General features: G+C 61.9%; 14 protein-coding genes. 8 read left to right on the top strand and 6 right to left on the bottom strand.

The genetic code is table 11. The features are described from left to right. Nucleotides 1–15: 15 nt before the first annotated feature. On the bottom strand, nucleotides 16–759 hold the full coding sequence (locus tag HCO70_RS17080) for an SDR family oxidoreductase (RefSeq protein ID WP_172298415.1): 744 nt from the start codon (nucleotides 757–759) through the stop codon (nucleotides 16–18). An 83-nt stretch (nucleotides 760–842) separates the two neighbouring features. Between HCO70_RS17080 and HCO70_RS17075 the strand changes: the two genes are divergently transcribed. The 4 genes from HCO70_RS17075 to HCO70_RS17060 all read left to right on the top strand — a co-directional run bounded on the left by HCO70_RS17075 (nucleotide 843) and on the right by HCO70_RS17060 (nucleotide 5,172). Next, nucleotides 843–1,799 carry an AraC family transcriptional regulator gene (locus tag HCO70_RS17075; RefSeq protein WP_172298413.1) on the top strand — a complete coding sequence of 319 codons (957 nt, stop codon included), beginning with the start codon at nucleotides 843–845 and terminating at the stop codon, nucleotides 1,797–1,799. A gap of 126 nt (nucleotides 1,800–1,925) precedes the next feature. Beyond that, on the top strand, nucleotides 1,926–2,186 hold the full coding sequence (locus HCO70_RS17070; protein WP_172298411.1) for a hypothetical protein: 261 nt from the start codon (nucleotides 1,926–1,928) through the stop codon (nucleotides 2,184–2,186). Nucleotides 2,187–2,257: 71 nt separating this feature from the next. Beyond that, on the top strand, nucleotides 2,258–3,913 hold the full coding sequence (gene ettA / locus HCO70_RS17065; RefSeq protein ID WP_172298409.1) for an energy-dependent translational throttle protein EttA: 1,656 nt from the start codon (nucleotides 2,258–2,260) through the stop codon (nucleotides 3,911–3,913). A 155-nt stretch (nucleotides 3,914–4,068) separates the two neighbouring features. After that, nucleotides 4,069–5,172, top strand: coding sequence for a hypothetical protein (locus HCO70_RS17060; protein ID WP_172298407.1), 1,104 nt, complete (start codon nucleotides 4,069–4,071; stop codon nucleotides 5,170–5,172). 227 nt (nucleotides 5,173–5,399) lie between these two features. Here HCO70_RS17060 and HCO70_RS17055 read toward each other — a convergent pair whose 3' ends face one another. The 4 genes from HCO70_RS17055 to HCO70_RS17040 form a co-directional block, all read right to left on the bottom strand. Next, the gene (locus HCO70_RS17055; protein WP_172298405.1) at nucleotides 5,400–5,876 is read right to left on the bottom strand and encodes a DUF2938 domain-containing protein; all 477 of its coding nucleotides are present in this window, start codon (nucleotides 5,874–5,876) and stop codon (nucleotides 5,400–5,402) included. A gap of 93 nt (nucleotides 5,877–5,969) precedes the next feature. Continuing rightward, a complete protein-coding gene (locus tag HCO70_RS17050; RefSeq protein WP_172298403.1) occupies nucleotides 5,970–6,668 on the bottom strand; it encodes a hypothetical protein in 699 nt (232 codons plus the stop codon). Nucleotides 6,669–6,755: 87 nt separating this feature from the next. Continuing rightward, on the bottom strand, nucleotides 6,756–7,097 hold the full coding sequence (locus HCO70_RS17045; RefSeq protein WP_172298401.1) for a cupin domain-containing protein: 342 nt from the start codon (nucleotides 7,095–7,097) through the stop codon (nucleotides 6,756–6,758). 296 nt (nucleotides 7,098–7,393) lie between these two features. Continuing rightward, nucleotides 7,394–7,558, bottom strand: a complete 165-nt coding sequence (locus tag HCO70_RS17040) for a hypothetical protein (protein WP_172298399.1) — start codon at nucleotides 7,556–7,558, stop codon at nucleotides 7,394–7,396. A gap of 313 nt (nucleotides 7,559–7,871) precedes the next feature. Between HCO70_RS17040 and HCO70_RS17035 the strand changes: the two genes are divergently transcribed. From HCO70_RS17035 to HCO70_RS17025, 3 genes are all read left to right on the top strand, one after another. Then, nucleotides 7,872–8,078 carry a cold-shock protein gene (locus tag HCO70_RS17035; RefSeq protein ID WP_172298397.1) on the top strand — a complete coding sequence of 69 codons (207 nt, stop codon included), beginning with the start codon at nucleotides 7,872–7,874 and terminating at the stop codon, nucleotides 8,076–8,078. 340 nt (nucleotides 8,079–8,418) lie between these two features. After that, complete coding sequence (locus HCO70_RS17030) at nucleotides 8,419–8,907, top strand: histidine phosphatase family protein (RefSeq protein ID WP_172298395.1); 489 nt, start codon at nucleotides 8,419–8,421, stop codon at nucleotides 8,905–8,907. A gap of 270 nt (nucleotides 8,908–9,177) precedes the next feature. Next, nucleotides 9,178–9,558, top strand: coding sequence for a hypothetical protein (locus HCO70_RS17025; protein ID WP_172298393.1), 381 nt, complete (start codon nucleotides 9,178–9,180; stop codon nucleotides 9,556–9,558). A 20-nt stretch (nucleotides 9,559–9,578) separates the two neighbouring features. On the opposite strand, the gene parA is transcribed toward HCO70_RS17025, so the two are convergent. Then, the gene (gene parA, locus HCO70_RS17020) at nucleotides 9,579–10,214 is read right to left on the bottom strand and encodes a ParA family partition ATPase (protein WP_172298391.1); all 636 of its coding nucleotides are present in this window, start codon (nucleotides 10,212–10,214) and stop codon (nucleotides 9,579–9,581) included. Between the two features lie 286 nt (nucleotides 10,215–10,500). Between parA and yghX the strand changes: the two genes are divergently transcribed. Further along, complete coding sequence (gene yghX / locus HCO70_RS17015) at nucleotides 10,501–11,400, top strand: YghX family hydrolase (protein WP_172298389.1); 900 nt, start codon at nucleotides 10,501–10,503, stop codon at nucleotides 11,398–11,400. The last annotated feature ends 23 nt before the right edge of the window (nucleotides 11,401–11,423 follow it).

Raw genomic sequence — 11,423 nt, 5'->3', positions numbered from 1 at the left:
ACGCGTGCCGCGCCCTCACCCGGCCAACGCCAGCGCGACCGCGTCGGCGCCCGCCGCATATCGCAGCCGATCGGTCCGGTCCTGGGCCGCCAGCCAGACCGCCTCGGCCACGTCGCTTTCCCGCGTCGTCACCTCTGCCCCTGCGAAAGCCTCGAAGATCGGTCCGGCGAACCCGGCATAGGCGTCGGGGATCAGATCCGCGATGCGGAACTGGCTGTTTGCGGCAAAGCGGGTCGTCGGGCCATAGCCTGGCTCGACCAGCCGTGCCCGCACCCCGAAATAGCCCAGCTCATGCGCCAGAGAGCCGGTGAACCCCTCGATGGCCTGCTTGCTGGCGGTGTAAAGCGCGGCCAAGGGCATCGGCGTCAGCGTGGCGCTGGAGGTGACATTGATTATCGTGCCCGACTGCCGCTCCCGCATCTGCGGGATCACGGCCTGACACATGGCGATGGTGCCGAAGGTATTGGTGTCGAAGATCTGCCGGATCAGCGGCATCGGCGTCGCCTCGACGGCGCCGATCAGCCCGATCCCGGCATTGTTGACCAGCGCGTCGATCGGCCCCGCCGCCTCGACCGCCGCGGCGATGCTGTTGGCGTCGGTGACGTCCAGCGGCAGCACCTGGATCCGCTCGGACACCGGTAGGCTGCTCGCCCGCGGATCCCGCATTGTGGCGATGACGGTCCAGCCCTGCGCGTGGAAGTAGCAGGCCGTCTCCAGCCCGTAGCCGGAAGAGCTTCCGGTGATCATGACGGTGTTCATCTCTGTCTCCTGCGTTCGATGTTGACGCCACAGAGATACCTGCCAGTATCAGGACTATCATCAACGCGAAGTCCGGAATTAGTTTGCAACAGTCCAGATTACCCGACCCCCTGTCACAGGTCATCCAGCTCCTGCGTCCGCGCGCGGTGTTCTCCAAGGGCATCAGCGGCGCAGGCCGTTGGGCGGTGCGCTATACCGAGTTCGGCCAGCCGGGGTTCTGCGCGGTGACCGAGGGAAGCTGCCGACTCGCGGTCGATGGCGAGGCACCGGTCGTGCTTGAGGCCGGCGATTTCGTCCTGCTGCCGGCGACACCCGCTTTCACCATGTCCGGTTTCGAGCCGGCGCAACCGCAACTCATCGATTCCGCGGTTGCGTCGGCCACGAATGAAGAGGTCCGCTACGGCCGCCGCGACGGTCCGCCCGACCTCCGCCAGTTCGGCGGCTACTTCCTGTTCGAGTCGCCCGACGCAGACCTGCTCGTGTCGCTTCTGCCCCGGATGATCCATATCCGCGGCGTGGCGCGCCTGACCCGGCTGGTGCGCATGGTGGGGGAGGAAGCCGCCGCCGAAAACGTGGGGCGCGATCTGATCCTGGCGCGCCTGGTCGAGATCCTGCTGATCGAGGCACTCCGCTCGGTTCCCGGCAAGGCGGCAGAACAGGGTTTGCTGCGCGGCCTCGCCGATCCACGGATTGCGGTCGCCCTGCGCCAAGTACACGCCGACACGGAACGGTCCTGGACGGTCGAGAGCCTCGCGCGCGAGGCGGGTATGTCGCGCTCTGCCTTCTTCGACCGGTTTTTGCGCACGGTCGGCCTCAGGCCAATGGAATACCTGCTGACATGGCGGATGGCCGTGGCGAAGGACCTGCTGCGCGCCGGAAGCATCGCGCTGGACGATGTCGCGCGGCGGGTCGGCTACGGCTCTGCCAGCACCTTCAGCACCGCCTTCAGCCGCCATGTCGGCATGCCGCCTGGCCGCTTTATGCGCATTGCGGCCATGCCGGCCCCTGCAACAGCCATGTCACGCGCCAGCGGCACCTGAACGCCGGGCCGGAAACGCCACAGCACTTTTCCGCCCATCCTACGGCTGCTCACAGCGATTTCACTTGAACCCGGCCTTAACTTCGACCGACTAGGACTCACGAAACGAAGCGCCCGAGGCCCGCCGATGAAACGCCTGCTCGACACCGTCCGCCGCCGCCCCGGGCCGCCGGCCCTGCCGTCTCACCCGACTGAGGGAGAGCTGAAGGAGGCCGCCAGGTTCCCCGGCGGTTATATCTATCGCCTCGGTCAGGGCGCGGACCCTACCAACTATCCTATGGCCGCAGTGATCGGCTGGTGGACGGTCGACGCCAAAGGCGAAATCCACGCGCCCTTTGAACCCAACGCTGAATACGACCCCATCCGCTGGCCGCCCCGCGCCCGCTGACCGCGCCCCCGATTGCCCTTTCCGTTTGCCTCACCTAGATGGGGGCACACACGGAAAGGACGAGGAATCGCATGGCCAGCTACCAGTACGTCTATCACATGGATGGTGTCTCCAAGACCTATCCGGGCGGCAAGAAGACCTTCGAGAACATCCGCCTTTCCTTCCTGCCGGGCGTCAAGATCGGCGTCGTGGGCGTCAACGGCGCCGGTAAGTCGACGCTGCTCAAGATCATGGCTGGCCTCGACAAGGATTTCTCGGGCGAGGCCTGGGCCGCCGAAGGCGCCAAGGTCGGCTACCTGCCGCAGGAGCCGGAGCTTGATCCCGCTCTCGACGTGCGCGGCAACGTGATGGAGGGCGTCGCCGCGAAAAAGGCCAAGCTTGACCGCTTCAACGAGCTGGCGATGAACTATTCCGACGAGACCGCCGACGAGATGGCGCAGCTTCAGGACGAGATCGACAGCCAGAACCTCTGGGATCTCGACGCCCAGATCGACATCGCCATGGAAGCTCTGCGCTGTCCGCCCGACGACGCCTCCGTCGACAGCCTCTCGGGCGGCGAAAAGCGCCGCGTCGCGCTGTGCAAGCTGTTGCTTGAGGCGCCCGACATGCTGCTCCTCGACGAACCGACCAACCACCTCGACGCCGAAACCATCGCCTGGCTGCAGCAGCACCTGATCGACTACAAGGGCACCTGCCTGATCGTCACCCACGACCGCTACTTCCTTGACGACATCACCGGCTGGATCCTCGAGTTGGACCGCGGCCGCGGCATTCCCTACGAGGGCAACTATTCCGCCTGGCTGGAACAGAAGGCCAAGCGCCTCGAACAGGAAGCACGCGAGGACAAGGCCAAGCAGAAAACGCTGACCCGCGAACTCGAATGGATCCGCCAGGGCGCCAAGGCCCGCCAGTCCAAGCAGAAGGCGCGGATCGACCGCTACAACGAGATGGCCAGCGAGTCAGAGCGCGAGAAGATCACCCGCGCCCAGATCGTCATCCCCTCGGGCCCCCGCCTCGGCGCCAAGGTGATCGAGGTCGAAGGGCTGAAAAAGGCAATGGGCGACAAGCTCCTCGTCGAGGACCTCGACTTCTCGCTGCCCCCCGGCGGCATCGTCGGCGTAATCGGCCCCAACGGCGCCGGCAAGACCACGCTGTTCCGCATGCTCACCGGCCAGGAACAACCCGACGCGGGCAGCATCGACTTCGGCGACACGGTCAAGCTGTCCTATGTCGACCAGTCCCGCGACGCGCTGAACCCCGATGACACCGTGTGGCAGGCGATCTCCGACGGGCAGGATATCATCGCTTTGGGCGACGCCGAGGTGAACTCCCGCGCCTATTGCGGCGCCTTCAACTTCAAGGGTGGCGACCAGCAGAAGAAGGTCGGCCTGCTGTCGGGCGGTGAACGCAACCGTGTCCACATGGCGCGCCTGCTGAAATCCGGCGGCAACGTGCTGCTGCTCGACGAACCGACCAACGATTTGGACGTAGAGACGCTCCGGGCCCTGGAAGACGCGCTGGTGGATTTCGCCGGCTGCGCCGTCGTCATCTCGCACGACCGCTTCTTCCTCGATCGCATCTGCACCCACATCCTCGCCTTCGAGGGCGAGGCCCACGTCGAATGGTTCGAGGGCAACTTCGAGGATTACGAGGAAGACAAGAAGCGCCGTCTGGGCCCGGATGCGGTGGAGCCGAAGCGGATCAAGTATAAGAAGTTTAAGAGGTGAGATTAGGAAATTCTTTTCTAATCTTAATTGAATTCTCAGAATGTCTATGCGTTCAGGGTTAAAATATTATCTAGACTTTTGATTCGTAACCATATATTACTTTCATTTAAAATACTACGTGAAACGCTTTTATCAAAATCCCGGAGTAAATTACGGTGTCTCGATCGGTATGTTTCGCGCTTCTAAGCCTTTGTATTTTTGCAACTAATTTAAATGCACAGACATCCGAAGAAAGTGAAGCCTCTTCGTTTGTTGGCCTCACCGTTTCAGGAGCGATTGAGATACTCGACGAACAAGCCACCGCATTGAGAGCGCGCTCCGCTGACATCTCGGCAAAAAAGATTCTTGTAGATCGATTGATCCGTAGGGCCAAGGAGGACTTGCAAGAAGCAACAGAATACATTTTTGATAAAGATTTTGATCTTGAAATGGCAAAATCTTTCTCTTTGGATGCAATTAGAACAAGAGAGCAGCTAGCTCCCTTTAACGACTTTCTTCGAACAGTTGGAAGAAATAGATACAGCGTTTCTATATATAATCTCGGTTCAGAGTTTGAGAATCTTTACATACAAGATCCCGATCTTTACAATAAAATTTCAAATGGATACCCATCTTTTTACGATTATCAGGACTTAACATTTGAGATTGGCCCAAGTCGCTCCAGTTTTTGCTTGGATCTATCCAGAAATTTATTTGAATTTCCTTCTGATTTGATATCTGAATGTAAAGAAGAAGTTGCCGCGCTTATCTCATGGGCTGAGGGAAATGAAACTGCTGAGGAAGAATTGGCATTTCTCAATGCAGCAATCGCGGATCTTGACACATTATCGAAGGAATTGGAAACCGACAGTGCACGGATGCAATCTGATCTCACCGAAGTGCGAAAACGCAGAGATGACGCAATTTTACAGGCGCAGATTAGCGCCCGCGAGACTATTCCCCGGGAAATGGTTTACACGATTATTGCAACTCTATTAGTGTTTGCTGTAATATTGACTTCTGTCATGTACTCCATAATAAGATTATCCTCCGCAAAAGATGAAAACGAGTATCTAAATAAATCTAGATCGTATCCAATATTCTTAGAGTTAGTTACAGTTTTTGTTTTGACAGTAACAATTCTTATTCTTGGGCTGGCAAATAAAATACAAAATGAAGCCTTGGCTGCTTTGATCGGTGGAATCTCAGGGTACGTTTTGGGTAGGATTAAGCAAGACGGGAAGAGCATTGAGGTCGAAGATAGTAATGCTCGATCTTAGTGGAAATTCAACGGATCGGACAAGCCTCCCATAATAGAATTTTGAGAAGCGGAGGAGATTGCAAAAAGTGACGCAACAACAATAAAACGATGGCCCTGTCTTTACCCTTTTTCCATCTCCTCGTCGAGCCTGCTGACTGTTCGATTCCTCCTTTTGCCTTCCCCATTCTTAGCCATGGAGTAGGTATCTTTGCCTCGAGAGAGCAACCGGAATCGACCAAACCTACTTTATCCCACCAAAACCGCCCCCACCCACATCCCCAGCCCGAACACCGTATGCGCCACCAGCCCCATGCCGCGCACCTTCCAGGGGTTCGGCGTCTTCGCGGCGGCCCAGCCCAGACCCATCCCCGGCTGCAGCAGGAACCAGCCCGCCGCGATGGTCGCCAGCGAGTAGAGCCAGACCGGCAGAAAACTCGGTGCGGCGAGCCAGTCCGGGCCCGCCGCCACGGCGAAGACCAAGCCATAGAGCACGCCCACCCCGTAATGCAGCGCCCAGCCCAGCCGCAGCTCTCCGGCCACCGGCTCGGCGGTGGCGATATCGTCGTGGAACAGCTTTCCGCGGAACACATGGCCCAGCCAGCGGCCCGGCATCGCCCAGTTCGGCTTTGGCTGCCCGGCGACCCGCGCCAGCAGGATCGCCCACAGGTCCATCGCCGCCGTCCCGGCCAGACCCATCACGATCCCCGTCATAATTACGTGCATTCCGCGTCCCTCCCCTCGTTTCGGGCAGGCTAGAGCGCAAATCGGGGGATTGAAACGGTTTCGGCGAACGGCACCGCTCCGGCGGGCCGGCCCCTAGTCGAACCGCACCACGCTGACGATCCCGGCGACCGCCCCGGTCGGCGGCGCGGCGAGCGAGCGCAGCCCGGCTGCCGGGCTGCTGTTGTACTGCCCCAGCGCATTGCGGATCTGCCGCATATGCGCCTCTGACACGCGCGGATCGCGGCATGCGCCCTCGCGAACCCAGAGCGAGCGGGAGATCGGGCCCGCCACCGCGTTCGAGATCGACATCGGCGCGACATCGTTGGCATCCACGCGACGCTCCGCGATCAGCGTCTTGATCGCCTCGCCCAGCACTTCGGCGCTTTCCTGGAACGTCATCCGCGCGACCTCGCGCTCCGCCGCGTTCGCGATGCCGTCAGTGTTGCAGTGCTTGGCCACGAACAGCCAGTCATGCACCATGTAGCCGGGCGCATAGCCCCAGGGCGACAGCCCCTTCAGCGGCTGCGCGATACGCGGAACCGACCCGCCATCGGTGTACATGATCTGCGGCCGTATCGTTTGCACGCTGGCACCCGGCGCATTGCGCTCGAAGGTCAGCGGATCGTTGGGCAGCGGCACAAAGACGAACCGGCCGTCCCCGGCCGCATCGCTGCCCTCGCCGACCCACATGACGAACAGCGTCCCCTTGAACCGCCCCACCTCCAGCGCGTCATAATCGACATGACCGCAGGCCGTCAGAGCGAAGCAAAGAAGTAGTGCGAGGCGCCTCATGATGTCCGCTCCCCCCGGTCGGCATTGGATCGGCTTTGGGTAGGAAGTCTGCCCGCCATTCGTCCGTCACGCAACCATGACGGTCATTCATAGCAGGATCACGTATTCCTTCCGCGTCGTCTCCACGACTTCCCAGGTCCCGCGGAACCCGGGCCGGAGGATGAAGCTGTCGCCCGCCCCGACCTCTTCCGCCGCGCCGCCCTCCTCGGTGATGACGGATCGGCCCGAGAGAATCCGGCAATATTCCCATTCGTCGTAGGAGATCGCCCAGGTCCCCGGCGTCGATTCCCAGATCCCGGCGTAAAGCCCGCCGCGCTCCTCAATGTTCCATGTCCGGTGCCGCGGATCGCCCGCGATCACCTTCTCCGGCGCCGGCGCGCTGTCCTCCGGCGCCGCCGATTCCTCGCTTATCCTGACGAAATGGCTCATGTCCTTCGGGTTCCTTCCCTGTGGCGCAGGAGCCCAGCCCCCGCGGATCGCACCCGCACGGGCCGGAAGATATCCGGGCTTCGTTACATCGGAAAGAAATTCGGGCGGGGCGTCTTCCGCGCGCGCTCGTACTGCAAACGCTCGTACCGGCGCTCTCCAGGGCCCATGCCGCGGTTTCGCCACGATTCGACCCCGGCCTTCCACCCGCCACGAATCGAATCGCGTCCAGAGAAAAAGAAAAGGCGGGTCGCAGGACCCGCCCGTCAGGCTCGTACCGTCGCGAGAGCGCGGAAGCCTCAGATCACCCCTTGGTGCATCACCACAACCACCGCGGCAAGTGCGAGGACCAGAGCCGACAAGTAGTTGTTTACGTGGATTTTCTTGCTGTCGCGCTCGAGCTTCCAGGACTTCCAGTGATTGTGCGGATCTTTCGGATCCGGTTCGTGAAACCAATCAGTCATAGCGTCGTCACCCCATTGTTTCCCAGGAATACACGGTCTTGATTCCGTTCAAATCAGGCGTTTTTTGGGCACTCCGCCATGAATCCCCATAAATTCGAATATGACGCCACGGCACTGCCCAGGACTCGTGCAACGGGAAAACTTACCCGAATTTTCTTGCAAAATGCCCGTTTTTCAGACATACGCCCGCCCGCGACCGTTATTCTTTATCGACCACTGTCTCCGTTACCCGGCTGTCAGTTCTATCGATCGGATCGACCCGCCAGGCTGCCGCATTCCGCGGGCAGCAACGCAAAAAACAGGAGACACTCACATGGCTACCGGCACCGTGAAGTGGTTCAACACGACCAAAGGCTTCGGCTTCATCGCGCCCGACACGGGCGGCAAGGACGTCTTCGTCCACATCTCCGCCGTCGAGCGCGCCGGCCTGACCGGCCTCGCAGACAACCAGAAGGTCACCTACGACCTCGAATCCGGCCGTGACGGCCGCCAGAGCGCGACCAACATCGCCCTGGCCTGATCCGGCTAGTGAACGAACCGGGCGGCCCTGCCGGGCCGCCCCTCGGCGCCCTGTCGCGCAGCTGTGAAAAACAGCCGATTGACGGCTCCGATATCCGGTCCTAAATGCGCGCGCCCGCCGCAGAGCGGGGAGCAGTGACAGGACCACGAATCGTGCCCCGACAACCAAACCAGCCCGGCCCGAAGCCTTCGCCAAGGCCGCGCCCGAAACCGGTTCATTTCCCCGACTGGGCAATGATCTGATTTCCCGGCACGCCATACCGGCCGATCGCCCGCATGGCGTGCTGGACCGGGGTTCCCGCGATGGCTAAGCTCCACCGGCTTGCCGGGGGACCTGCCAGATGATCGACCGCCGCCGCTTTCTGACGCTGTGCGCAGCCTTCGCGGCGCTCCCGGTCCGCGCGGACGCCCCGGTCGCGATGCCGCCCGGCACCACACTTATCATCCTGCGCCATGCCGACCGCACCGGCGACCACCTCAATGCTCGCGGACAGGCGCGCGCCGAAGCTCTGGTTGCCGCGCTCGATGCCATACCGATAGACGCGATCTACGCTCCGGGGATTCGGCGCAACCTCGACACCGCGGCCCCCCTCGCCGCCGCCCGCAACCTGACCGTCCAGCGCATTCCGGGCGAGCGTCCGGCCCCTGTATTGATGTCCGCCGGCGCCGGCAGGGCCATCGTCTGGGTCGGGAATAAAGGCAATCTTGCGTCAATCTGGCAAGATCTGGGCGCGCCCGATCCGGCCCCTCTCGACTACGGAGATCTTTTCATCGTCACCCGTGCCCCGGACGGCACACCTGTTGTCGCGCGGCATCATTTCGGCCCCTGACGCAAGAAGTTTCGGAAATTATTGAACCAGACCGGCGCTATCCCCGTTCACACCCCAAGACTGTTGAACGAGAGGAGCCATTCGATGTCACGCCGCGCCCCGGCCACGAAAAAACCGACCCAAAGACCGCGCCCGATTCCGGTCAAGTTCCGGTTCACTGACTGGGCAAGCATTTGATCCAACGGCCAAGTTTTCCCTGCGCAAGCGCCTTACTGATGCCATAAAACCCCCTACACTCAGCAATGTTCGGACACATTCGCGGAGGCGTGTATGCGGCGGATTTGGAATGGTATTGCGGGGCTCAGGCACCGGGTCGCCGGAAGCGTTCCCGGTTCGACGGTGGTTGTCAGCTTCAATCACGACGGTATGGAGGTTGCGCGAGTCCGCTCCAACCGCCGCTGGATGCCGACCTGGCATCTGATCTTCTTCGTCTATCTCGCAGTCATCATCCGCATCGCCGTCGTAGCCCAGATCGGACCCGGCGGGTACAACGCCCGGCTTAGCCAGATGCAGGAAGGCAATATCCTGGAACAAGCGACGGCCTTCGTGATGCAACTCGATCCGGTCACCAAGGCGATCGCCGGCGAGGTGCGCGACGGAATGAACTATCTCGACAAGCAGGTTTTCGGCCGTGAGGTCTGGAACGGTTAACACCGCTCTCTGATCCGCCGTCAGTCGAGCAGCGCCGCGATCTCGTCCGCCAGCGCCGCGACCTCCTGCGCCGCAGGGCCCGTGCGCTTCAGCTCTCCGGCCGCCTGCCCCCGCCCAAGTGCTTCGGCATAGGCGACCCGGTTGCCCAGCACCGATCCGGCGCGCTCCATCCCTGCCGCCTCGATATCCGCGATGATCGTACCGGTCAGCCGCGCCCGTGGCGGCACCCGGTTCATCACCACCAGACAGGGCCGTCCTTCGCGCCGGGCAAGTTCCTGCACGCTTTCTGTCGCCCACAGGTCCATCTGGCTGGTGGCGACCGGAATCAGCACAAGATCCGCCTCGCGCAGCGCCGGACGCAGGTCGGCGTCGATCTTTGGTGGTGTGTCGATGATCACAAGATCATGCTCGCGCGACAGCTTCTCACACTCGTAGGACACGCCCCAGGCGCTGGCGGTGCCGAACTCCAGCCCCGGCGCCCCGTCGGTCCGTTCGCGCCGCGCCATGAACCAGCGCCCCAGACTGCCCTGTGGATCTGTGTCGAGGATCGCAACGCTCTTGCCAGTCTCTGCAAAGCGCACCGCCAGGTGGATCGCAAGCGTGGTCTTGCCCGACCCTCCCTTCTGCTGCGCCACGGTCAGAACATGTCCAGCCATTCCGCACCTCCTGACGCTTAGGAAGGCGCCAGATTCGGCGCAATTGCAAGGCAGTTTTGCTGCGGCGCAGCGAAGCATGACGCGTCTTCTCGCGCGGCCCACGCTCTTCACGGCGGCATAACGCACAAGTGAAACTGGCATCGCGCAGGCCTAACCGTTTGACTCAGAGCGGATATTCCCCAGCCAACAGGCAGGACCAGAAACCTGCACCGGTCGAGAATCTTTGGCGCATCTCCACCGCAACCGTACCCTTCGGCTGCGACAATCAACCCACAGGGAGTGAGAGATGCCCGATACCAGTGCCCGCAAGAGTGCCTCCGATTTCGATCCGCGCCTGCTCGAGCTGTTCGACGGTTACGTCCACGGCGCGATGTCCAAACGCGACTTCCTCGCCCATGCCACCAAATACGCGGCCGCCGGCGTGACGGCCGCCGCAATCCTCGAAAGCCTGCAGCCGAATTACGCCTGGGCGCAGCAGGTCGCGCCGGATGACCCGGACATCGAAACGCAGCGCATCACCTACAACAGCCCAAACGGCAACGGAGAGATCAGCGGCCTGCTCGCCATGCCCGCCGGCACGACAGAACCTGTTGGCGCCGTGCTGGTGGTCCACGAGAATCGCGGCCTGAACCCCTATATCGAAGATGTCGTCCGCCGCGTCGCCAAGGCCGGATACCTCGCACTAGGCCCCGACGGCCTGTCGCCCCTCGGCGGCTATCCCGGCACGGATGAAGAAGGCCGCGAAATGCAAAGCCAGATCGACGGCGCCAAGCTGATGGCCGATTTCTTCGCCGGGTTCGAGTACCTGCAGGGCCACGAGCTGAGCACCGGCAAGGTCGGCGCGGTCGGCTTCTGCTACGGCGGCGGCGTCTGCAACGCGCTGGCCGTCGCCTATGCCGACATGGCCTGCTCTGTCCCGTTCTACGGCCGTCAGCCCGACATTGCCGACGTGCCGATGATCCAGGCGGCGCTACTGCTCCACTACGCAGAACTCGACGAACGCATCAACGCCGGCTGGCCCGAATTCGAGGCCGCGCTGCAGGAACATGGCAAGACGTATACGGCCCATATCTACGAAGACGTGAACCACGGCTTCCACAACGACACGACGCCCCGCCACGACGAAGAGGCGGCAACTCTCGCCTGGGAGCGGACACTGGCGCATTTCGACCAATATCTGAACTGATCCAGCGGCGGGCGCCCTGTACC

The sequence above is a fragment of the Pseudoruegeria sp. HB172150 genome, from assembly GCF_013184805.1.
Lineage (GTDB): Bacteria > Pseudomonadota > Alphaproteobacteria > Rhodobacterales > Rhodobacteraceae > Psychromarinibacter.
Note: the sequence above shows the minus strand (reverse complement) of the source record. Positions and strands in the feature narration are given on the sequence as shown.

What these genes read in the sequence shown, in the direction of transcription:
- HCO70_RS17080 (WP_172298415.1), bottom strand. Translation starts at nt 759, where the DNA reads ATGAACACCGTCATGATCACCGGAAGCTCTTCCGGCTACGGGCTGGAG.
- HCO70_RS17070 (WP_172298411.1), top strand. Translation starts at nt 1,926, where the DNA reads ATGAAACGCCTGCTCGACACCGTCCGCCGCCGCCCCGGGCCGCCGGCC.
- ettA (WP_172298409.1), top strand. Translation starts at nt 2,258, where the DNA reads ATGGCCAGCTACCAGTACGTCTATCACATGGATGGTGTCTCCAAGACC.
- HCO70_RS17055 (WP_172298405.1), bottom strand. Translation starts at nt 5,876, where the DNA reads ATGCACGTAATTATGACGGGGATCGTGATGGGTCTGGCCGGGACGGCG.
- HCO70_RS17050 (WP_172298403.1), bottom strand. Translation starts at nt 6,668, where the DNA reads ATGAGGCGCCTCGCACTACTTCTTTGCTTCGCTCTGACGGCCTGCGGT.
- HCO70_RS17045 (WP_172298401.1), bottom strand. Translation starts at nt 7,097, where the DNA reads ATGAGCCATTTCGTCAGGATAAGCGAGGAATCGGCGGCGCCGGAGGAC.
- HCO70_RS17040 (WP_172298399.1), bottom strand. Translation starts at nt 7,558, where the DNA reads ATGACTGATTGGTTTCACGAACCGGATCCGAAAGATCCGCACAATCAC.
- HCO70_RS17035 (WP_172298397.1), top strand. Translation starts at nt 7,872, where the DNA reads ATGGCTACCGGCACCGTGAAGTGGTTCAACACGACCAAAGGCTTCGGC.
- HCO70_RS17030 (WP_172298395.1), top strand. Translation starts at nt 8,419, where the DNA reads ATGATCGACCGCCGCCGCTTTCTGACGCTGTGCGCAGCCTTCGCGGCG.
- HCO70_RS17025 (WP_172298393.1), top strand. Translation starts at nt 9,178, where the DNA reads ATGCGGCGGATTTGGAATGGTATTGCGGGGCTCAGGCACCGGGTCGCC.
- parA (WP_172298391.1), bottom strand. Translation starts at nt 10,214, where the DNA reads ATGGCTGGACATGTTCTGACCGTGGCGCAGCAGAAGGGAGGGTCGGGC.
- yghX (WP_172298389.1), top strand. Translation starts at nt 10,501, where the DNA reads ATGCCCGATACCAGTGCCCGCAAGAGTGCCTCCGATTTCGATCCGCGC.